We start from the raw sequence: 21,131 nt of genomic DNA, 5'->3' as shown, positions 1-21,131 counted from the left end.
CGCATGAAGCTTGACCGGTGATGGTAGGACAACAGGGTTGAGGCCATATGGTTGCAGGGCAGCAACGTCGCTTTGCAGCAGGAACTCGGGATCGGAATGGCGCTACATCGCGCCCGGCAAGCCGATGCGGAACGGCTTCGTCGAAAGCATCAACAGCCGCCTGCGTGTCGCGGCGTCTCAACGAAAGCCTGTTCGTCGATTTCAACGAGGCTCGTCAGATCATCGAGGAATGGCGGATCGCCCACAACACCAATCGACCACACAGGAGCCTCAACGGCTCACACCGACCGAGTTTGCAACCCGGCACAACAGGGGCCAAACCCAGAGCAGACGATCCGGGATTTTGCTGGTACCCTCTCGGCCTGAACGGCTGCGCCGCCCGTAAGATTTTCAACCGGGCGGCCGTGTCTAGGCGGCCTTAATTGTCTTCCGTGACCCTTCCCTTGCCATCGCAGGCCTCGCATTTGGCCGGAAAGATTTTGTAACCCGGCTTTACCGACTGCACGACGGCCGGGAAGCCCGTTCCATTGCAATTCGGGCAGATATGCTCTTTGATTTTAGGCTGCATGTTGCACTTTCTGGCGGCCTCTTTCGGCGGCTCATAGTCATCAGGAAACGGCAGCCCTTCTCATCGATCGCCAGCAGAGCAGACGACCCCGGCACCCCTGGGGCCACGGAGCCAGTGCCGGGGCGCTTCCGTGCGTTAGCGTAGACAAGATGCAGAGTAAGCACGACTGGCGCTGCCAGAATTTTCAATCGACGTCGCGTGGACGCTTGGAGTGGCTGCTCATGCCGTATAGCCTCTTCCCTTGAGCCAATAGTCAAGGTGTTCGGTCGCCAGCCAGTTTTTGGTCGATTGCTCGTCCAAGAACCCAGTTATGTATTCGATCTTTCCGCCAGGGCAATGACACACAAGCCGCCAATTGCCGGCAGAGACCCGTTCAGCTTCGAAGACCACCTGGGCGTCTTGCATGCACTGACTATACTCTCAGTGTGCCGCAATCCCACCACGAAAACTTCGCCGCAATTCAAGTTTTGAAGAATGGCGCTTGCCGGCGGTGACCTCGGTTCGGCAAACGGGAGATCGGGGTTGGAGATTGCGCGCCATGGCCAAGGCATGCTTCTCGTTGCGGCCGAGGCACTGCGTGCCAAGAGCGCGGTTCATCGCGATGTGATGGACCTGTATTTTCGGGAGACCGCCCGTCAACAGGGGCCCCGCCCCCGAGCACTTGGCATCAGCCAAGAACGTCTTTGAGAAGGCCCTGGCGCTGGAACCAGAGAATGTCGAGGCACTCGTCGGCAATGCCTACGTCGAAGGTATTGGCGTTGGCTCCTTCGTGACGGACGACCGCCGTGGGCGATTTTCAGGAGCTGAAGAAGGCCAGGTCAAAGCCTTGTCTCTGAGAGCCCGGATCACGCAGGCTCGCATGCTGCTCGGCATCGTTCAGATCTCAACGAACCGCGCAGATCGTGGCCTCAGTGATCCGACTCCGAAGTGGGTCTCGTCGGCCAGTCGGCGCTCCGTCAGCGGCCAATCCGTCCGGAGCCCAATACGTCCCTCGCGACCCACGCTAAAGCATCGGCCAAGCCTACCGAGGCTGGAGGGGCATGTTCGGCGGCGAGGAGCCCGCGGCGCTTCGGATGCCGATGGGGACAGGATAGAGAAACGGCTGAAGGGGCTGTACGGTGTGACGGGACTGACGGGTCGTCGGGGCGACAGATTAACCATCCCGTCTTGCCGAAAAAAATTTCCGCGGCCCCCTTGAAACTATTTCCCGGATTCTAAATTCTTTCGGCGTCACCATCGTGGTGACCGGGATGCCATAGGGTCCCGCCACTTGAGACGGGCACCGGACGTGTCCGGTGCCGCTCGTAACCATTTTGCTCCCAGGAGGATCTGGCTATGCGCACTGTAGATTTTTCGCCCCTGTTCCGGTCGGCCATCGGATTCGACCGCCTGTTCGACCTCGCCGAAGCCGCCCAGCGCGTGGGCGAAGAGAGCTATCCCCCCTACAACATTGAAAGGCTCGACGAGAACCGCTTCCAGATCTCGGTCGCGTTGGCCGGATTCAAGCCGGATGAAGTCGAACTCACCGTCGAGCAGAACGTTCTGACGCTCGAAAGCCGCAGGTCGGAGAAGGAAGGCAAGACCTTCCTGCATCGCGGCATCTCGGCGCGCAACTTCAAGCGTCAGTTCACGCTCGCCGACCACGTGGAGGTCAAGGGCGCCCGCTTCGAGAACGGCCTGCTCGTCGTTGACCTAGTTCGCGAGATCCCCGAGGCGATGAAGCCCCGCCGGATCGAGATCAACGGCGCGACTACAAGCAACGTAGCTCAGATCGAAGCCAAGGCCGCCTGATTACCGGACCCGGTGGACAGGTTCGATCTCGGCCGCGCGGGATTTCCCACGCGGCCCTCCCTCAACTCGTCTCGAATGGAGGCAGCCATGCGGCCGACGACCGCGCTCGACCATAATGTTTTCGATTTCGACTACCTGCTTCATCGCGGCATCAGATTCGAGCACCCGAGGGACGTGGTCTCTCATTCGGGTCTTACCCTTGCGGAGAAGCGCGCCATCCTAGCTTCATGGGCATCCGACGCTTCCGCGATCGCGTCCTGCCCCTCGTTGCGCGCTCCCGAAGGGCTGAAAGCACCGGTGACCATCGACGAGATCCTGGAGGCGCTTCGCGCGTTGGATGGCGGCCCGGCGCCACCGCCCGGCGGCAAGCCCATGCGGCTGCGATCGACCGAACGGCGTACGGCGGCCTGAAGCAAAGAACAGGACTCGGACGGATTATCACAATCAGGATGGAAACAATGTTCGAAGCGAACTTGGCTCGTATTCGTACCCACCGCAACAACATCCATCGCTTTCGAGACTTGCTCCGGTCGGAATTGTCCGACTTCGACCGTGAGTTCATTGAGAAGCGGATGGCCGACGAGCAGACCGCGCTCGATGCTCTAATGACCGAGACCTTTCCGGTGACATTTCCTTCTTTGAAGGAATTCTCTTCCTTGTCGAGCATGAGGGTGGTTTCATGACCGACGTTCGAGAATTGCTGATCCAGGGCAGCGAAAAGATTATCGGCCATTATCGCCTACTGCTGGCGCGAGCAAAGACCGAGAAGGAAGCTGAACTCTACAGAAGCCGGATCGAGCGCGAGCAGCGGCTGCTGGACAAGCTCCGCGACGGCTTCCCGGCCAGGTTCGCGGCATGAACTATCAGCCGAGTGATGACCGCTTCGCGGCGTTCGACATCGTGCTGAAGCGGCGTGGGCGCAGCAGGTGGAAGTGGTCTGTGTCTACGACCGACGGGCATTCTCTGATCCGCGGCTCGGAATGCAGTCACAATGCTGCAAGGTACAAGGCGCAGCGCGCGTTATTTCTCTTGCTTTGCGCCAGCGCCTCACGGGTCGCTCGCATTCCGCCGGGCCGGCTTAGGAGGAGTCATCGCTTGTCCAAGAACGCACGAGCATCAGAGCTTTAAGAGCATCGAAGTTGCCCGCGGCTTAGAACGTTGTGGTTCTGCCAGTGGTTGTGCTACATCGCACAAATGCTGGCTCTGGCGGCGGTGCCGCGCACACCGAGATTGAATGGCTTCTCTCGGACGGCAGCGGCAATGGACCGGAACATCAGGCCCTCAGGGAGAGGGCTTGAAGCAACCGACAGAGCCGCAACATATCTCATCGTCTATGACATCCATCCGGCGCGAGGAACTGCTTATGGCGAACTCGGCGAGACAATAAAATTGCTGGGCGCCTGGTGGCATCGTCTTGAAACGGTCTAGATCGTCCAGTGCGTAGATGGCGCAGATGACATAAGAGACCGCCTGCATCGGCTTCTGGGCTTTGATGACCAACTGCTCGTCATCGACACTTCAGGGAATACAGCGAGATGGGCCGGCATCAACGACAGCGGGGGCAGTTGGCTGATCGAGGATGCAGGTCGGCGCCCGCCAGGAATGCAGTGCTGCGATTCGAGCGCTGCGCCCAGGGCGATGATTTGCCGAAGCGCATGGACCGGCCCGGGATGCCGGATATGCTGACATGAGCCTCGAACTGCCCAAACAGCTTACCTGGATGCGCCCTCGTAACATCGGTCAAGGACTTGTAAAGATAGGCCCGGCTTCAGCCGGGCCTATCCCTACAGATTACTTCTGCTGCTGGCTCTTGGAGTGCGCCTCATCACTGTGCTGATGGGCAGTCTGCGAATGCTGCTTGGCGGTGGAGGCGTGCTCCTTGCCCTTGGCATGATCGCCCTTGCCGTGATGTTCCGCAGCCGATCGGTGGGCCTTGGCTGCATTCTCGTGGTGTTCCGCGGCCTTGTTGTGCTCGTCTCGTGCCATGATCGTGTATCCTTGTCGTCAGCTCCCAGCCGCCACCAAGTCCCCGGATGACCCCAGGGTTCCTCCGCCCGAGAAATTGCCAGGAAAATGCTTTCACTCGCTGCCCCCGAGAAACGCCTATGCTGGCGCATTCAACTTGAGCGAGGTGTTTGACATGAGCAAAATGCCACCCATCCCGAAAGGCAATCAGAGCACGAAAGGCCCGAAGCAGAATGCTGAAGCCGAACGCGACACGTCAAAAGGTCATCGCGACATCCAAAACTCATCTGAACAGGGTGAGACTGCCAACATCAAGCAGAACACGACCAATGCAGGCTTTTTCAAGGGACGCCGCGTGAAGTGAGCCTGCCGCATTCGATCTCCGCGCGCTGAATGCATTGCGGGAACCATTGGTTGTGCCCCGACTTGTCGTGGGCTCTCCAACAATGAGGTTACGCAATGAAAAGATATTCCCTGGTCGCGGCAGCGTTTGCCACAATCGTTTTGCTGCCCGCTGCCGCCGCGGCACAGGGCGTCCCCGGCGGAATCGAACGCGGATCCCGGGAGGGCGAACGCGCCGCTGGGCCGGTCGGTGCCGTGGTTGGCGGTGCAATCGGTGGCGTCGTTGGAGGCGTGAACGGCGTGCTGGGGATCGACCAACGGCCCCGCTTTCGCAGTTATGTGGCCGAGCGGCACTATCCGTCCTACACTTACGACGGCGAAGTGAGGGTCGGCGCCGACCTTCCGGGCGAAGGCGTAACCTACTACGACGTGCCGCCGGAATATGGCACGCATGACTATCGCTACACCGTGGTCAATGGCCGGACGGTGCTGGTCGATCCTCGCACACACCGTATTGTCGAAATCGTAGAGTGACCAGCTTCAGTCCCGCTCGTCATCAAGCACATGTACGTGCCTGGGCTGCGCCGGGGCTGACCTTGCATGACCCCGACCAGGTGCGGGCGGGGAAGACGAGCGTGGACAACTTTGGCGGCCTCGGGATAATCGGAGCCGAGGCCGCGTTGTTTTGTTTGGAACGCGGCCGCGGCCCTCTTGTGTTGGTCGGGGCGCCTGCCGCATTGTTGGTGCGCCGTTCTACTTCACCGACCCTGATCGACAGACGGATCGCCTCGCGCAACGTCGAAGCCAGATGATGGATGGCGCCTGCGCTCGAAATAGGAACGCACCCCACTTCGCCGGATTAGGGATTCCTCAACTCCGTCTCCGGGAAACCAAACAATGGCGAAGAAAACGAAAGCATCTCGCAAATCAGGCGAGATGGCGACCATCCACGATCAAAAGCTTGAAGTTGGTGAGGGAGGCGAACTTCATCAGATCGCGTCAGGCAAAACAGCCGTGCTCACGACAGCACAGGGCGGTCCGGTTTCCGACGATCAAAACTCCCTGAAAATCGGTCCGCGCGGCCCGACGCTGCTTGAGGACTTCCACTTTCGGGAAAAGATCTTCCACTTCGATCACGAAAGAATCCCCGAGCGGGTCGTGCATGCGCGCGGCTATGCCGCGCACGGATACTTCGAGAATTACAAGCCGTTTTCAAAGTACACCAGAGCCGACCTGTTCCAGCGCGCCGGAGAAAAGACGCCTGCCTTTGTCCGGTTTTCAACCGTGGCCGGAAGCAAGGGTTCGGTCGACCTCGCCCGGGACGTCCGCGGCTTCGCCGTGAAGCTCTACACTCAGGAAGGCAACTGGGACATCGTCGGCAACAACATGCCGGTCTTCTTCATTCAGGACGCCATCAAGTTTCCCGACCTGATCCACGCGGTCAAGGAAGAGCCTGACTGCGCTTTTCCGCAGGCGCAATCGGCTCACGATAATTTCTGGGACTTCATCAGCCTGACGCCCGAAAGCATGCACATGATCATGTGGGTGATGTCCGATCGCGCCATTCCGCGGTCGTTCCGCTTCATGGAAGGCTTCGGCGTCCATACCTTCCGCCTTGTGAACGCGAAGAACGAGTCGACATTCGTCAAATTCCACTGGAAGCCCAAATTGGGCATGCAGTCGGTGGTCTGGAACGAGGCCGTCAAGATCAATGGTGCCGATCCTGATTTCCATCGCCGGGATCTCTGGACCGCGATCAAGTCCGGCAACTTCCCGGAATGGGAACTCCAGTTGCAATTGTTCGATCAGGACTTCGCCGATTCCTTCGAATTCGACGTGCTCGATCCGACGAAGCTGATACCGGAAGAGATCCTGCCGCCGGTCCCCGTGGGACGGCTGGTGCTCGATCGCATGCCCGACAATTTCTTCGCGGAAACCGAACAGGTCGCCTTCATGACCCAGAACGTTCCGCCGGGGATCGATTTCTCCAACGATCCGCTGCTGCAGGGACGCAACTTCTCCTACCTCGACACCCAGCTCAAGCGGCTGGGAAGCCCGAACTTCACGCACATCCCGATCAATGCGCCGAAATGTCCGTTCGCGAATTTCCAGCAGGACGGTCACATGGCGATGCGCAATCCGGTCGGGCGCGCCAACTACCAGCCGAACTCCTTCGGTGAAGGACCAAGAGAGTCACCACAGCGCGGCTTCGCGTCGTTCGCCGACGTCGAACAAGGCCCGAAACGCCGTCTGCGGGCCGAGAGCTTCGCGGACCATTACAGCCAGGCGCGTCAGTTCTTCATCAGTCAAACCATGGGAGAGCAGGCGCACATCGCCGCCGCATTGACGTTCGAGCTCAGCAAGGTCAAGACGCCCGCGATCCGGGAACGCATGGTCTCGCATCTCCTCAACATCGATGAGACATTGGCTAGAACGGTCGGCGGCAAGCTTGGTCTGCCGAAGATGCCGAAGCCCGCGGATGCGGCCGTGCCAACGCGTCAGGATCTCGATCCTTCGCCGGCGCTGAGCATTGTCGAGAACGGACCCGAGCGCTTCGAGGGCCGGAAGCTGGGTATACTGGTTTCCGACGGAACCGATGCCGGCCTGCTTCACGCACTCAAGGGCGCGCTCGACAAGGCGGGAGCGACATACGAGATCATCGCGCCGACGGTCACGGGCGCCAAGGCGAGCGACGGCAGCTGGATCGACGCCGATCAAATGATCGATGGCGGGCCCTCGGTGTTGTACGATGCCGTTGCCCTGCTGCCGGCGAAGGCAGCCATCGACGATCTGCTGCAGGATTCCTCGGCAAGGGATTTTGTCGCCGACGCCTTTGCTCACTGCAAGTTCATCGGCTACGTCGGCTCTGCGCTGCCGCTGCTCGCGAAGGCCGGCATCGCCACCGAAGATCTCGATGAAGGCTGTGTCGTCCTGGAAGGCGCCAAGGGTGCCAAATCGTTTGTCGACGGCCTCGCCAAGCTGCGCGTCTGGGGACGCGAGCCCAACGTCAAGATGCCCGAGAAAGGGAGCAGGTCATGAGCAGCCTGGAAGACAAGATTCGACAACGCGCCTACGAGCTCTGGGAGCAAAGCGGCAGAACCGACGGTTCGGAAATGGATTTCTGGCTGCAAGCGGAGCGCGAGGTCCGCACGGAGGCGGCGCCTGAGCCGCCTCGGGACAGATTGGAATAGCCAGCGCCCTTCGCCTGCTAGCGTCGATCGTTCAGCCCCTCCGCGCGGTTGAGCCAGCCGCACTTCGCTGAGCCCAAGCGTCCCTTGCACGGCCAAGTCAGCAGGTCGCTCGCCGAGGAACCTTTGTCAGAGCTGCCTATTGTTGCGGCACGATGAGCTGATCTCATCGCAAAATTGGGATGAGCATCATGATTGATACCGTTGTCGTCCAACCGGCAACCGACCCCGGCGAACCGTCCGTCTCGGGCGTGTCGTGGGGCGCCGTCACGGCCGGAGCCGTGGTCTCTTGCGCTTTGACGTTGGTCCTGTTGGCATTCGGCGTAGGGCTAGGCCTGTCTGTGGTCTCTCCGTGGGCCGGTGCCGGCGTCTCCACGACCACCTTCAAGGTCGGGACTGGCCTCTATCTGATCGTCATCGCCATTTTGTCATCGTCGATCGGTGGCTACATTGCAGGCCGATTGCGCTCCCGCTGGATCGGTGTCCACACTGACGAGGTCTACTTCCGGGACACGGCTCACGGCTTTGTCGCCTGGGCGCTCGCATCCGTGATCGGCGCAATCCTCCTGGCCACTCCCGCAACCAGCTTGATCGGAGGCGGCATCGGCGCCGCAGGCGCAGCTTCGTCCGCGAGCCGATCCGGCCCCATGGACAGCTACGTCGACACCCTGCTGAGGCCGAATACGCCATCGGCGCAAGCGCCAGCAAGCGACGCGCGCGGCGAGATGCTGCGATTGTTCACGTCGAGTTTTCAGACGGGGGCTGAAATGAAGCCGAACGATCGGGAGTACGTCGCGAAGGTCGTGGCAGCGCGAACGGGGCTCAGCCAGGCCGACGCCGAAAAACGGGTCAACGATGTCGTTACACAAATCAAGGCCGATGCCGATGCGGCGCGAAAGGCGACGGCTCAACTCGCGTTCTGGCTGACGGCGTCGCTGCTCTTGGGAGCTTTCTGCGCCAGCCTCGCGGCAACCGAAGGCGGTGGCCTGCGGGACGGCACATGGATTTCTCACTCCCGGCTCAAACCCGCAATGCGCACCTGACAGGAGCAACCAATGCCGATCCTTCTCTGGCTAGTCGGAATACCGATCCCTCTCATCATCCTGATCATGCTCCTGCGCTGACGCCGGACCAGCTTCTGACAACCTCTCAAACAAAGGACACCCCATGGCCAAAAAGCCAATGTTGCTGAGCGACCTCTTCCACGAAACGCTCAAGGACATCTATTTTGCCGAGAACAAGATCGTGAAAACGCTTCCGAAGATGGCGAAAGCGGCACAGTCGAAAGACCTGCAGAAGGCATTCACCAAGCATCTGCGGGAGACGGAAGGCCAGATCAAGCGGCTCGATAAAGTATTCAAGATCATCGGCAAGCCGGCGCGTGGAAAGACCTGCGCGGCGATCAATGGCATCACTGAAGAGGGTGCCGAGATCATGAAGGACTTCAAGGGAATGCCCGCGCTCGACGCCGGCCTGCTGGCGGCGGCCCAGGCCGTCGAGCATTACGAAATGTCGCGTTACGGAACGCTGCGGACATGGGCCGAAGAGCTCGGAATGCCGGAAGCCGCCAATCTCCTGCAAGCGACTCTGGACGAAGAACAGGCGACTGATTCTGCACTTACCAAGCTCGCCGAGACCTTGGTCAACGTTGAAGCTGAAGATGACCTAGCAGCATAACAAGCCGCAAACTTGCCAACCGCGCCCATTGCGATCATGCGGCTTGGGCTCAAGCCGGGTGATCCTGCCGAACAAGGCTGCAATCTCGCATGATCACACGTCTTGTCCGAAGACGATGACAATGAAACCGCGGAATGAAGGAGGCCGCCAACAGTGGCGGCACTACCCTCGATCTCCCGGGTGGAGAGCTTTCTTCTCGCTCTCATATTGCTCTACAAGAGCTGCGAAGTTGTCCAATGTGAGCCGGTCCAAGGCGGGTTGAGATAGTCTCTTTACATGAGCGATCTTCTCGTCAAGTTCGTCGCATTTCTCGCACACGGCACCGTTGCCCCTAGAACTGCCTGCTAACTAGCATGGGTTAGCTTTGTTCCGGGTTGTCTGCTGGCCAATTCAGCCTAATGCGATTTTCAGATTAAGCCCATTGACGTCTAAAACAGGCCAGCACCGGGATATCGAAGAAGGTATCCCGGCGAAGATCTATCCTCCGAACCCGCGGCGAATCTACAGCCCGCGCGAAGAACAGCGCAGAATCCAAAGCCCTAGCGGTGTCGTACCCGTCCAGGTCTTTGAACACGACGCCCTGCTGAGCCGCAAGTTCGAAGAGGCGCTGATGGTTAAAGTAGACCCACGCCGAATGATTCTCACGGGACTGATCGAGAATGGCCTTGGTGCCCATCTCGGCCACCTCAGCTTCCCATTGTTTCTTCAAGCCGCGGAGCATTGCGACATCGATATTTTGTGTCAGCTCACTTTTGGTGTGAACCTTTGCATGGTCCAGCGTGCAAAGCACGGACAGGTTGGCCACACGATGGTCGCGTGTTTCCGCCCACTTGTTGATGTGATGAACGATCACGCCCCGCTTGGGCCTTCGGCATACACAGCAAGTGAATGCGTTGGCGAATAGGACTTCGATCAGGTTCTTGGCCGGCGGAGGCGGACGGCCATCTCCGAGGATATTGTCAACCACAAGCTTGTTCAGACCGAGCCGCTTCAGGTCGGCACGCTGCATCTGTTTGAGTTTCGTTGCGGTGTAACCGTCCTTTCTCAGTTTGACGGCCTGCGTCGTGCTCATGCCATAGCCGATGAAAGCGAGATCGGTTCTGTTAATCCCACTGTCGGGCTGGACGCTAGTCCCTGGCTCTTCTCGGTCAATGCGGCTCAAGGTCATTTCCTCATCAGGAAAGCGTCGCGCTTTAACTTCAGCACTTTCACTTCTTCCCGTAGCCAGACCGGTATTGGGCCTTCTGCCCGTCCAAGTCAGGCTTCTGTCTTCTTCGATCGGACGAAATAACGAAGTGGCTTGATGCGACCTATCGACCCTGAAACATCCCGCCCACCCTCTTTCAACCATCCTATAAACAATCCCACAGCTTCAATTTTAAGTGGAGTACTCCACAAAATGCAGGATTCTTAATGGGATGCGGGGTAATTAAGGTACAGAAAACCAAGACAATTGCCAATGTTCTCTATTTGTTCTAGGATAGTGCCATGGCTTTTCTTACTGAGCAGGAACTTGAAAGCCTGCGCATTGATCAGAGCGTGTTTCACATCGTCGGCCCGGGTCAGGAACACTTTCAGCTATTGACGGCCTTCGATGCAGGACGACATGCGGCCTTCTTTTTGGGCCGTGTTCGATCCGTCAACAGCGGAAACCGGTACGAGTTCTTGGAGGATGCGCCGGTCCGAGCACAGCTCGCCCGCATCAGCCGAGACAAGGCAACTTTCCAGGAAGAGAGTGAGAAGCTGGCGACGGCATTCAATCAGGCCCACGGGGGAAGCACGGCGGTCGGGGCCTTCCTGATCTTTTCGCTCTCCTGTTCAAGCGGTCGCTTGTTTGCGCTTCTGAAATTCGAGGACGAAAAGGTTCTCGGCTACGACTACGATGTCAGCCGCGGACGCGCGGGGAAGCCAAAGCCAACCTTTGGCGAAATCGAACGAAACTTTGTGCAGAACCGGAATGCATTGCAAAAGGCTGCACTCATCAAGCTGCATAAAGAGGGAGACCAAGTCTGCGTTATCGATCGGCAGAACCCGCAGCGGCCTGCTGCTTACTTCGAGCAATTCTTGCTGGTCCGGCGTCAGCGAACGGAAGATGAGTTGACCAAGACAATTGTAGATGTCACCCGCAATATCGCTCAAAAGTACAAAGACGTGCTTCCACCAGACACGATGAAGAATCTGGCGCAGCGTCTTTACGATGCAAGCCGGTCGGGCGGTTCTGTTGATGGCGAGAACGCTGAAAATTGGTTGAAAAGTATTTTCGGCCCCCTCCCTGACGACAGTCCAGTCGTGACGGACTTCAAGGCAAAACTGAAGCGTGAAGGAATGGCTGGAGAATCGTTCGTTCTCCAAAAGAACGCAATTCCCCCGCCCAGAAACCGGCGAGTGGAAACGTTAAGCGGCGTCAAGCTGACCTTCCCGATCAGTTTGACGCCTTCGGTAGTATCGGTGAATCGCGACAAAGGCGAGATCATCATCAAGGACACGATTACACTCGATGACCTCGAGCTCAGCACATCTGGTCGAACGCGTACGTGAGCTGGTCGCCAGTGGCGCGTCGGCAAACGAGCGTGTCGATGCCCTCGTCCTCAGCGGGCGGCTGTTGTCGGCCGAGGCGCAGGTGGCGTGGCTCCGATTCGCGGACGATGTGCCATCGCCGTTCACATCCGTGCAAGTGTACAATACGGCTCTTGGCGGCGACCTCGTCACGGGCGATGTATTCGACCCCGCGCGCGCGGTCGTGATCACAATTGGAAAGCCGAAGGCCGATGCCTGCGCTTTCTTTATTTTCCAGTCCAGCATTCCTCGGTACTTGGCGCAGCGGGCCGTCCTGGCGCGACTTGCAATCGCCGATTTCAATGTCGCTCAGGCATTCCGCACACGCGGATTAGATGTCGTGCCATGGGATTTCGAACAACCAATCGCAACTCCGGAAACTCTGCTTGGCGTTATCGATCCTACCCGATATGTCCGCGATTTTGTTCCGGATCGTGAGGTGGCGACCGATCTCAATCCATGGATGCTGGTAACGATGCCGGCAGCCTCGTCGGCGGCGTATCAAGCATGGGATGCCGTTGCGGCTCGGCGCTTGCTGGGCGGACTCGTGTCCCGCGTATGGCTTGAGGACGGTCAAGTCTGGCTGCAGGCCGCGGCCACACCTCCAATCTATCGTATCAAAGCTGACGATCATGCCCTGCCCGGCGCACGCGTTCCGCTGACCGAAGCCGCCTCGTGGGTTTTTCTTTCCGGAACGGACATCGAGGCACGCCACCTGCTCTTTTCCGGAGAGCTGGCTCGCGCCAGCCGACCTCAGCAGGACCTTGCAACGACACTGGAACAAGCGCTCGAGGCAGCGAAAGCCGCTTATGAGGCTCATGTTCAATCATCAAGCCGTGAAACCCTGAAGGCGCTCGCCGATCTGCGCAAGACCGTCATTGACGAAACCCAGAAGGTCGCACAGCGGGCACAAGATCTCGCCGCTACTCTCTGGCGTGACCTGGCCGTCTCCGCGGCGCCGTTCATATTGAAGACCCTGGGCGATACGACCAAAACGTCAGGCGTTCTGGTTACATCGATATTCTACTTTGCGGCTGCTGCATTCATCTGCGTGTCGTTCGTTTTGCAATGGCGGATCAATGGTTCTTTCTTCGAAAGTCAGGCCTCTTCGCGGCGAAGCTGGATACAAAGTCTCTACAGTTACATTTCTGTTCGCGAGCGAGAGGAAATAGCCGAAGCGCCAATCGAACAAGCGATGAAAAACTATCGGGAAACCCGCGGGGTCCTGCTGGTGGTTTACGCGCTGCTGATCGCGGCTCTCGTTGCTTCTGGCGTGTACACGCTAAGCGACGTCACACCCTCGCCTACCACCGCAAGCGGAGGACCGGGTCCCGCGCAGATTCAAACACCACCGCCCAAGCCGCCGCCGTAGACACAGATTTTCACCGGTGTCCGAGCCATGCAATCCTATTCCCAGCGTGTTCGAGACAGCATCCTGCCTCATTCGGTGGGAGACACACTGCCGAAAGCGTTCGAGGAATGGTATTTCACCGGAAACACTGAGGATCACGAAGAGCCCTGCGAGACGTGCGAGCTGTGCGGTCAGGACGGCCTACGATATCATTTCGAAATCAGCAACAGGTTCACCGGACGGGCGCTGCAAGTCGGATCGCACTGCATCCTGCAGTTCGACGTCGCAGTTTACGATGGAAGTCGCCGCCTCACAGCCAAGGAAGCCAAAAAGCAACTCGATAGGCTTACTCAGCAGATGCGCCTCGATTCCTGCACCAAGGCCCTCGAGGCACTCGCTCGCGCCGAGCATTCGAACATTCTCGACAACGCTCTTGCCTACTATCGAAAGAACAAAAAGCTGACGCCAAAACAAGCGTTTGTCGTGTTCTGGAGGCTACGTCGCAATCGCATTGATCACTCGCCGTCGTTTTTTAAGGTTACGCTACGCAGGAAGCAGCACGCGACCGACCTACAGGAGATGGCAAGCGACAAAGTCCATTTTTTCTGGCGCGCGCTAACGTCCGCACAGCGCAAGCAAGCCATGCGGCTTGGCCATCAACCACCGAAAGAATAATCGACATCCGAACTGACGAGAGGACGCTTTGAACGACGTTGCAATTGGCGCTATCGAACTGACACCCGAAGAGAACCGAATCCTGGAGGAGATAAAACTACGCCAGGAGCTGCTCTTCGGCGACCATAGCCTGGCTGAGCGCAATGGTGAGCTTTCATTGGCGCTCATGAGATCGTTACTGCAGCGAAAGGCAATCCCGGAGGTCCGGTTGAAATACTTCGAGGATCCCTCGTTTCGTACCGGGCGCATCAAAGGCTCCTATCGATCCCTTTTCGAGCGGAACAAGACGACAGGCGATGATATCTACCGGCATCCGAACTTTCTCAGACATCTGCGATACTTTATCTCAGGGACGGAACTGCCAAAGGACGCTGTCAATATATTCGCTCAGAGAGCTCACTCTTATGGTCACGTCGGCCCAAGCGATGCTTTGGAGTTGGGAGCACTAGCGCGGGATCTTACCCGCAGATTTGGCTTGTCGATCGACACGGAGCTGGCCGCCGAGGAGTTTTACAAGCTCGCGCTGGACTGCGGAATCTACCAAGGCCATGCTGCAGTCGTCAGAGACCGTGTGAAGGCCATGAAATAATCGGCAATCGATCGGCGCCGGGTTCCCGGTTTACACCCAACGCAGCCGGGAAAAACGCTGGAGAAGGCACCAGCTTCGTGGATCCGTGCCCGCTGCCAACTGATCTTTGGTCGAGCACGTCAGATCGGGCGCAGAGCAGCGCGAACCAACAAGTCGTTAAGCCGAACAAGGCAATCATGACGACGCCGTTCAAGATCGCGTCCCAAACGATGATCCCGCACGTCGAGATATCCGTGCCGTTGTTCCAAGCGACCATCCTTGATCCCGGCGACGAGCAATCCCCGTAGCTCGGTCAATTCATCGTCCAGGTCCTTCAGACCCGCTCTCCAAGCCGGTTCCTCGAGATACCGCCAACCGCCGATAGCTTTGCGGATCACGTGACGACTCTGACGGTCGACGAGCTCCCCTGTCCGAAGTGCAGCCTGTGTGTCCTTCAAGGCCTGCAAGAAATCGTCAAAATGTTCCTGCCCAAGCGGATCGGTGAACGCCGGGCGATGGAAGGCGATTGCGATCGTCTCAAGGATCAAGCGATCCTGGTCGCGCGCGTTCCGGACGCCAATGATTTGATCGTAGTACCGCCGCTGGAGATCGGAATAGGCATTCAGCCATGTAACATAGTCGTCCCAAAACCAGAGCTGCACCTGGAAGCGACCCGCCGCCCGATGTTCCTCGTCAAGCAGTCGGGCTTGGCGTTGTATCCCGGCGTCCCGTTTTGCCGTCGTTGCCAAAACCCAGATGTCGAGTTTCGGCCGAAAGGCAAGCGCTTTATCTAATTCCGATTTGAGCAGCTTTCGGTTGATCGGACCGCCGGGAAGAGGATTGTTGTTCTCGTCCAGGTCGTCGAGACGTTTGCATTGCACGCCGATTGAGCCAACGCTAGTTCTGGCGGCGTAGACATCCACCCCTTCCTGGGCCTGTCCGGGCCGACCGATCTTATCGGCCGTCGCGATTCCATAAACGAGTTCGACGACCGACTGGGTCAGATCCTCGAACTGTTGCCAATAAAGCGGCGGCTGAAAAAACTGGGTCACCTGCCCCATTAGCGGGATGCCTCCGGCCGCTCGATCGGTGTCTCGCCGGTGGCGGCAGACCCGACTCCATGAAGTTGAAACAGCCGGTCAAAGAACCGTTCGATCAGCGCTTGCGCCCCGCCGCCCACCAGTTCGTTCGCGCCAAACCGAAAAATCTCATAGCCCGCCAACCGCAAGTCACGATCAGCCGACACCATCTCTGAATAAGCAGGAAGCGATGGCTTGTCATTACGAGCAAAGTGATGCTGACCGTCTACCTCGATCACAATCCTCGCGCTATTGGGCAGCAACAGAAGGAAATCCATCCGCTGGCGCGGGAAAGATGTGCGGTGTCTCAAGGTCCGCACCACAGCCGGATCGTAATGCAGATAGACTTGAGGAATAAGCGCAGGAAGGTTGGACTTCAGTATCGGCCGATAGCGCCGAAAGTAGTTGTCGAAGAGCCCCTGCTCGGCCAGGGAATCCAGCGAAGCGCGCAGGCGATGTCCGAGCGATTTGGCAACGTCGGTTTCATCTGGATGCTGCTCACCCCACCAGCCAACAAGTTCCGACCACAGGAGACCGTCTCTGCGTATCGGCCGGTCATAGATCAGGCAGTGATCGGCACCAGCCAGGATGACGACGTCATTGTTGACAGCATCGGCGAAGCCCAACTCAGGTTTCGGGCCTGTTGAGGCAAAGATCAGGTTCTTTGGCGAACCTGAGACCCCACGGTGAATGCGCGAAAGAGCATAGACCGGATACCCAGAAGCCTCGCCAGTCGCTTCTAGTCTGTAGCCGTCCCTTCGCAGGATTTCATTCAATTCGCTCGCGAGACGTTGGACCTCAGGTCCGCGTCGTGCCAGCGGGTGCATCACCGCTTCGAGAAGACGTGCGAAACGTGAGCGTGAGCAAGTAAACGCGCTCAGTTCACCGAACAGGTGCTCGGCATCCCAATCCGTCGGATTGACGACCATATGCCGCACGACCTGCTGCGCAAGCGAGCGATTGGAAAAGAAGGTATCGCCCATGCTGTCGATCGGCCACAACGGCCTCAAAACGTCATCGATCGCGAGCTCGCCGCCGAGTTCGTGTCCAAAGGCCTTCGCGATATCGCGCCGTGTGATCTCGCTGATCGGCGGCTCACCTTCCTCACAAACAAGACATCCGGTCTCTTCCAGATCGAAGTCAGCAAACCGGCGACCCACGCGCTCGGCAATCACGGCAAGGGTCTTGCGTTCGGTGGCCTTCAGGCCGCCAAGCACGCGGTCGCGCTTGGAACCTTCCGCGCCAAGGATGAACCCCGCGTCCTCAGCCGCACCGGTCAGCGTTTCGTGGGTGCATCGGTTCTTCAGAACCTCGGCAATGCGAAGCGCGAGCGCGTTGTTCCCTGGAGTCAGCATGCCACCTCCGGAACGCCAGCCGCGGTGAGCAAGGCATAGAGATCGGCGACGCGAGCGCGTTGGCCGCGCTCGCGGCAGAAAGTGAAAATTGCGCGCTGCTTGGCGCGAGACAGCGCGACAAAGAAGGTAGCGATCCCTTCTGGATTGCCGGCGCTGTGACTCCACCACGTTGCATCGTCGAGACCGACGAAGATGATGGTGTCGTACTCGAGGCCCTTGCTCTTGTGCACAGTCATTAACGGCACCTGATCGACGCCGGCAAAGCGATCGAGGCAAGTCACCCAATCAGGACTGCCGTCTGCACAAGTAGCAAGATGCAATCGAAAGGCTTCGAGCGCAATGTCGAGCGCTTCGCCTGTCGCATATTCCGAAAAGGACTGAGCCAGGGCGCGCGGATCGAGGAAGGCAAGCACCTGATCAGCAAGCGCCTCCGCCGCCGCCGTTGAGGGCGGTGCTGCCGCCATAGTCGTGCGCAAGCCGTGCAGAAACGCGCTCAAGCCCTCTTCCGCGCGCAGACAAGCCAGTTCGTCGTCGTGATCGACGTCGCGCAGCCGAAGCACAGCGTCCAACGCCAATTGCCACGACGTCGGCACGCGACGAACAGCGCCAAGACGCAGTACGGCTTGCGCTATTCCGGCATAGACGTCGACAAGCAGATCCTGCAACGTGGTCCTGCCGAGCGCGCGGCTTTCGTTGCGAAGATGAAGATTGAATGCCGCCACTGCGGGCGCGAGCTGGTGCTCGAACCGATCCGCGGTCTGTCGCACAAGGATGGCGTAGTCGCGAGGGCGCGTTCCGCGAGAAGCCATGTCTTGTGCCAACCACCGCGCCAGATGCTGCGCCTCGCCGGCCACGGTGGGACATGTCCAGACTTGAGCGACGTCACCATTCACCTGTCGGCCAGATTGCGCGATGGTTGGGATCGCGCCGGCGTCCAGCGCCTGAGCTACGACGTGCTGAATTCGGACAAGGTCTGGCGACGATCGGAAATTGAACACGAGCGGTACCCGCTCGGCAGCCAGTTCCGCTTCGAAGCGATCGAACGCATCGGTGCGCGCGCCCGCCCAGACCATGATGCGCTGCTTGTCGTCGCCAACCGCCGTTATGGTAATCCGCGGATCACCAAACGCGGAAACTAGAAAATCATACTGCGCGTGGGTCGTGTCCTGGAACTCATCGACAAACACGAACGGATAGGTCGCGTGCAAGGCGCGCGCGATTTGCGGCCGGGCGCGCAATAGCAGTTCCGCCATGCGATTTAGCATGATGAATGTCAGGTGAGACCGACCGGGCCGACGCAGCAGTTCGCTCCACCAGCGCTCGATCACAAACTCAATCGCCGTCGCCGGCGCCATTGCCTGAAGCGGCAGGCGAAAGGCGCCGATAATCTTGGATTCGAAATCGGCTGCGCCGAAGCCAGCAATAGCCGCCTGCCGCTGCTGAGGCGCGGCAAGCCGCGCGCGTGTCAGGAAATCTTCGACCTGTCGACGATTGGAAAAAGCGATTTCATAAGGGTAGCTTGGGCGCCAGTCGACCGGAAGGGCCAGTAAGAAGCGGTCAACGAGGCTTTTGGTGAACGCGTCGAAAGTCATCGACACAAACCGATCGGCTTGCGCGCGGTCGCAACGCTCGCGCACACGGGTTGCGAGGTTCTCGGCGGCGTCTGTCTTGAAGGAGATTGCCAAAACGCGGTGCGGTGCCGGACACGCGCCAGTCTCCAGAAGGTAGGCGGCGCGCTGCGCCAGAAACTCGGTCTTGCCGGCGCCTGGCCCTGCGACCACGCAGGTGTTTCCGTGACGGCGGAGAACATGCCACGCGTTGGGCTCGAGATCGGCGATGCCACGCGGCCGCCACGCATTTGGTGCAGCAAGGGGCATTATCACCTCACCGGCACGACGCCGATCGCGGCGATGACATGATTGAGAAGCGCCCTCAGCTCTTCCGGAATGCCAGCTTTCAGGGTCTGCATATCGAGCCGGGCCAGAACGCGCACATGGGTGCTGGGCTTGCCACGACCTAGAAAGAGATATCGATACCAAAGCAGCAACGCATCATATTGCGCATCGTAAAGCGCCGGCAGACCTTCATCGCCGAGTACAGCCGGCCGCGGCTCCCCGGCGCGTGGTCCGCGCATGCCGGGCTCCAGCTGCTGGTAGGCCGCAAAAAACGCCGTAAGCAGCGAATAATCGAGATCGAGCGGCGCAGAGAAGAAGACGCCGAAAGGCCGGAGCGCATTAATGGATTGCATCAAACCCGCGGTGTCGCGCGGATCGCGCGCTGCGAGTTCGGCAAGCCGCACCGCAATCTCGGCAACGCCGAGCTCGGCTCCGAAGACCTCAGTTGAGGTCCGCCCAATCGCCAGCAACTGCTCGCAGGTCGTCTTGATCCGGCCCCAACCACCGCCGTCGCGTCCCCAATCGAGATCGAGGAGCGTGGCGTAGGGTATCGCGAGGTCGCTCAGCAATCGCCAGAGATGATTTACGTGGCGGCCGCCCAGCGGCACCATCGCGACGAACGACCGATCGATCGGAAGGTCTAGTGCCTCCGCGAGGCGCGGCAAGACCACCTCCTCCGACGCGCCCTCACCGAGAATGACGAACCGTGCGAAATAGAGCTCGGGGTACGTGCGAACGGCTTCCCGCACAAACTTGGCGGCGTCTTCGTCATTCTCGGGAAGCCGAATGCCCCTGACGCGGGCGGTCCGATCGGCCGGCTCCAGCCGGAAGTGCCGGACATGGCCGGGATCAACGCGGGCGAGGATGCTCGCCGAATGGCTTGAGACGAAGGCCTGCGCCCGTCCCGTGGCGGTCAATTCCTCGATCTGGCGGACAATGCGCGACAGATAAAAGGGCGCGAGATTGTTCTCGGGCTCTTCGACCGCGATGACGGTCAGGGCAGGCAACGGAATGCTGCCGGCCCGGAATGCGGCGCCGGCCGTGCCGTCGGCGATCCGGCCTTCGACATCGAGGGTCGCGGCGGTCATCGCGAGATGGAAGAGCGACCGCTGGCCGTCGCTCAGATCCTCCAGCCCGCGGTCGCGCCCTTCCTCGTCGGGATGAAACACCACCTCAACCTTGCGGATGAACTCTTGGAAACGCAGATCAACAGGCCGGAACACCGGCTTTGTGTCAGTGCCTGCGCTGTGCACCTGCTGCCAGCGCCGTTCCACCGCCTCAGAAACGAGATCAACGGCTGCCTCATTGCCAAAGGCACCATTGAGGCGACCCCCGGCGTCAAGGAAGACGTCCTTCATATCCTGAGACCAGGTGATCGCGCGCCACAGGCGACCACGCAGGAAAGCGCTAACCTGAGAAGAGCCGTCCCGGCTCGCGGGCACGTAGATCATCTGAATGCGGGCGCGGTCAGTCGGACGCAGATCCGAGCGATCGCCATCCGCGAAAATGCCGAGCGCACGGATGGCCTGATACTTCTGTTCAATCACGCCTTCGAGCGAACCGTCGTCGGTCCAGCGTCCTTCGAGCCGCAGTCGGCATTTCAACCGCCCATCTTCCTCGCAGGCCATTTGATGAAAGAACTCGGGCACGGCGGCGTGGCCGTCTGCGCCATCAAGCTCCGGAAAAGCCAGAATGGCCTCGACCACGAACTCTCGTTCGAGCGGGGCACCGGCTTCAGCACTGGGCACATGGAAATCCTGCCGGCGCAACCGTCGATGCTCGGGTGTGACGCCAAACAGCCTCAGCATCGCCTGCATCACCGCAGTCTTGCCTGAGCCATTGACGCCCACGAAGGCGGTGAGGCCCCGCGCCATGTCGATGGTCGTCGTCTGTGGTCCAAAGCACCGGAAATTCGTCAGAAGAAGTCGTTCGAGATACATAAGAAATCCACAAATTTCGGTGCGGCCCGGCGATCCATTCTTGCCAAAAGCGCGCAATCAGGAGGCGAACTCAGCCTTCATCTGTTATCAAGGTGGTTCTGGACCGCGTGCTTCATGAGGATGACGCCCTGCCGGCGCTGGCGGGCAAGATCGGGGGCCATGGAGCCGGAAGAGGAGACAC

General features: G+C 59.4%; 22 protein-coding genes and 1 pseudogene. 16 read left to right on the top strand and 7 right to left on the bottom strand.

Going from position 1 to position 21,131, the window contains the following annotated elements; translation table 11 throughout:
• Positions 1-10: 10 nt before the first annotated feature.
• Together JQ616_RS40005 and JQ616_RS38125 are read left to right on the top strand one after the other, a co-directional pair.
• Positions 11-172, top strand: a pseudogene (locus JQ616_RS40005) (integrase core domain-containing protein); the annotation flags it as partial.
• Positions 165-422: an integrase core domain-containing protein gene (locus JQ616_RS38125; RefSeq protein ID WP_212023323.1), complete on the top strand. Its 258-nt coding sequence runs from the start codon at positions 165-167 to the stop codon at positions 420-422. The pseudogene JQ616_RS40005 and the gene JQ616_RS38125, both read left to right, overlap by 8 nt.
• On the opposite strand, the gene JQ616_RS40000 is transcribed toward JQ616_RS38125, so the two are convergent.
• Positions 419-568 (bottom strand): zinc finger domain-containing protein, encoded by a 150-nt coding sequence (locus JQ616_RS40000; protein ID WP_371682839.1) that lies wholly within the window; start codon positions 566-568, stop codon positions 419-421. The two genes, JQ616_RS38125 and JQ616_RS40000, sit on opposite strands and share 4 nt — an antisense overlap.
• Before the next feature lie 1,335 nt (positions 569-1,903).
• Between JQ616_RS40000 and JQ616_RS38120 the strand changes: the two genes are divergently transcribed.
• The 4 genes from JQ616_RS38120 (at position 1,904) to JQ616_RS38105 (ending at position 3,218) form a co-directional block, all read left to right on the top strand.
• Complete coding sequence (locus JQ616_RS38120) at positions 1,904-2,359, top strand: Hsp20 family protein (RefSeq protein ID WP_212023322.1); 456 nt, start codon at positions 1,904-1,906, stop codon at positions 2,357-2,359.
• A gap of 87 nt (positions 2,360-2,446) precedes the next feature.
• Positions 2,447-2,770, top strand: coding sequence for a hypothetical protein (locus JQ616_RS38115; protein WP_212023321.1), 324 nt, complete (start codon positions 2,447-2,449; stop codon positions 2,768-2,770).
• A gap of 47 nt (positions 2,771-2,817) precedes the next feature.
• A complete protein-coding gene (locus tag JQ616_RS38110; protein ID WP_212023320.1) occupies positions 2,818-3,042 on the top strand; it encodes a hypothetical protein in 225 nt (74 codons plus the stop codon).
• Positions 3,039-3,218, top strand: coding sequence for a hypothetical protein (locus JQ616_RS38105; protein ID WP_100951589.1), 180 nt, complete (start codon positions 3,039-3,041; stop codon positions 3,216-3,218). The genes JQ616_RS38110 and JQ616_RS38105 overlap by 4 nt, the downstream gene beginning before the upstream one ends.
• Positions 3,219-4,150: 932 nt before the next feature.
• On the opposite strand, the gene JQ616_RS38100 is transcribed toward JQ616_RS38105, so the two are convergent.
• Positions 4,151-4,345, bottom strand: a complete 195-nt coding sequence (locus JQ616_RS38100; protein WP_212023319.1) for a hypothetical protein — start codon at positions 4,343-4,345, stop codon at positions 4,151-4,153.
• Positions 4,346-4,499: 154 nt separating this feature from the next.
• Here JQ616_RS38100 and JQ616_RS38095 point away from each other — a divergent pair, with 154 nt between their 5' ends.
• The 6 genes from JQ616_RS38095 to JQ616_RS38070 all read left to right on the top strand — a co-directional run bounded on the left by JQ616_RS38095 (position 4,500) and on the right by JQ616_RS38070 (position 9,531).
• The gene (locus tag JQ616_RS38095; protein WP_100956130.1) at positions 4,500-4,688 is read left to right on the top strand and encodes a hypothetical protein; all 189 of its coding nucleotides are present in this window, start codon (positions 4,500-4,502) and stop codon (positions 4,686-4,688) included.
• Positions 4,689-4,783: 95 nt separating this feature from the next.
• Complete coding sequence (locus JQ616_RS38090) at positions 4,784-5,200, top strand: DUF1236 domain-containing protein (RefSeq protein ID WP_212023318.1); 417 nt, start codon at positions 4,784-4,786, stop codon at positions 5,198-5,200.
• A 363-nt stretch (positions 5,201-5,563) separates the two neighbouring features.
• The gene (locus JQ616_RS38085) at positions 5,564-7,705 is read left to right on the top strand and encodes a catalase (protein WP_212023317.1); all 2,142 of its coding nucleotides are present in this window, start codon (positions 5,564-5,566) and stop codon (positions 7,703-7,705) included.
• Positions 7,702-7,857, top strand: a complete 156-nt coding sequence (locus JQ616_RS38080; protein ID WP_212023316.1) for a DUF2934 domain-containing protein — start codon at positions 7,702-7,704, stop codon at positions 7,855-7,857. Before JQ616_RS38085 ends, JQ616_RS38080 begins: the two co-directional genes overlap by 4 nt.
• Positions 7,858-8,045: 188 nt before the next feature.
• The gene (locus tag JQ616_RS38075) at positions 8,046-8,897 is read left to right on the top strand and encodes a hypothetical protein (protein ID WP_212023315.1); all 852 of its coding nucleotides are present in this window, start codon (positions 8,046-8,048) and stop codon (positions 8,895-8,897) included.
• 124 nt (positions 8,898-9,021) lie between these two features.
• On the top strand, positions 9,022-9,531 hold the full coding sequence (locus JQ616_RS38070) for a ferritin-like domain-containing protein (protein ID WP_212023314.1): 510 nt from the start codon (positions 9,022-9,024) through the stop codon (positions 9,529-9,531).
• 412 nt (positions 9,532-9,943) lie between these two features.
• Here the strand turns inward: JQ616_RS38070 and JQ616_RS38065 are convergent, their stop codons facing one another.
• A complete protein-coding gene (locus JQ616_RS38065; protein WP_212023313.1) occupies positions 9,944-10,693 on the bottom strand; it encodes an HNH endonuclease signature motif containing protein in 750 nt (249 codons plus the stop codon).
• A 326-nt stretch (positions 10,694-11,019) separates the two neighbouring features.
• Here JQ616_RS38065 and JQ616_RS38060 point away from each other — a divergent pair, with 326 nt between their 5' ends.
• Genes JQ616_RS38060 through JQ616_RS38040 form a run of 4 tightly spaced genes read left to right on the top strand, consistent with a single transcriptional unit; the run spans position 11,020 to position 14,702 of the window.
• Positions 11,020-12,069, top strand: coding sequence for a nucleoid-associated protein (locus JQ616_RS38060; protein WP_212023312.1), 1,050 nt, complete (start codon positions 11,020-11,022; stop codon positions 12,067-12,069).
• The gene (locus JQ616_RS39580) at positions 12,029-13,459 is read left to right on the top strand and encodes a hypothetical protein (protein WP_249137841.1); all 1,431 of its coding nucleotides are present in this window, start codon (positions 12,029-12,031) and stop codon (positions 13,457-13,459) included. Before JQ616_RS38060 ends, JQ616_RS39580 begins: the two co-directional genes overlap by 41 nt.
• A 27-nt stretch (positions 13,460-13,486) precedes the next feature.
• Positions 13,487-14,113: a hypothetical protein gene (locus JQ616_RS38045; RefSeq protein WP_212023309.1), complete on the top strand. Its 627-nt coding sequence runs from the start codon at positions 13,487-13,489 to the stop codon at positions 14,111-14,113.
• A gap of 28 nt (positions 14,114-14,141) precedes the next feature.
• Positions 14,142-14,702, top strand: coding sequence for a hypothetical protein (locus tag JQ616_RS38040; RefSeq protein WP_212023308.1), 561 nt, complete (start codon positions 14,142-14,144; stop codon positions 14,700-14,702).
• A gap of 119 nt (positions 14,703-14,821) precedes the next feature.
• Here JQ616_RS38040 and JQ616_RS38035 read toward each other — a convergent pair whose 3' ends face one another.
• Genes JQ616_RS38035 through JQ616_RS38020 form a run of 4 tightly spaced genes read right to left on the bottom strand, consistent with a single transcriptional unit; the run spans position 14,822 to position 20,950 of the window.
• Positions 14,822-15,742 carry a hypothetical protein gene (locus JQ616_RS38035; RefSeq protein WP_212023307.1) on the bottom strand — a complete coding sequence of 307 codons (921 nt, stop codon included), beginning with the start codon at positions 15,740-15,742 and terminating at the stop codon, positions 14,822-14,824.
• The gene (locus JQ616_RS38030) at positions 15,742-17,115 is read right to left on the bottom strand and encodes a hypothetical protein (protein ID WP_212023306.1); all 1,374 of its coding nucleotides are present in this window, start codon (positions 17,113-17,115) and stop codon (positions 15,742-15,744) included. Before JQ616_RS38030 ends, JQ616_RS38035 begins: the two co-directional genes overlap by 1 nt.
• Positions 17,109-18,992 carry a UvrD-helicase domain-containing protein gene (locus tag JQ616_RS38025; protein WP_212023305.1) on the bottom strand — a complete coding sequence of 628 codons (1,884 nt, stop codon included), beginning with the start codon at positions 18,990-18,992 and terminating at the stop codon, positions 17,109-17,111. The genes JQ616_RS38030 and JQ616_RS38025 overlap by 7 nt, the downstream gene beginning before the upstream one ends.
• A gap of 2 nt (positions 18,993-18,994) precedes the next feature.
• Positions 18,995-20,950, bottom strand: coding sequence for an ATP-dependent nuclease (locus tag JQ616_RS38020; RefSeq protein WP_212023304.1), 1,956 nt, complete (start codon positions 20,948-20,950; stop codon positions 18,995-18,997).
• Positions 20,951-21,131 lie beyond the last annotated feature (181 nt).

The sequence above is a fragment of the Bradyrhizobium tropiciagri genome (assembly GCF_018130545.1).
Classification (GTDB): domain Bacteria; phylum Pseudomonadota; class Alphaproteobacteria; order Rhizobiales; family Xanthobacteraceae; genus Bradyrhizobium; species Bradyrhizobium tropiciagri_A.
This window is presented reverse-complemented; position numbering and strand designations above follow the sequence as displayed.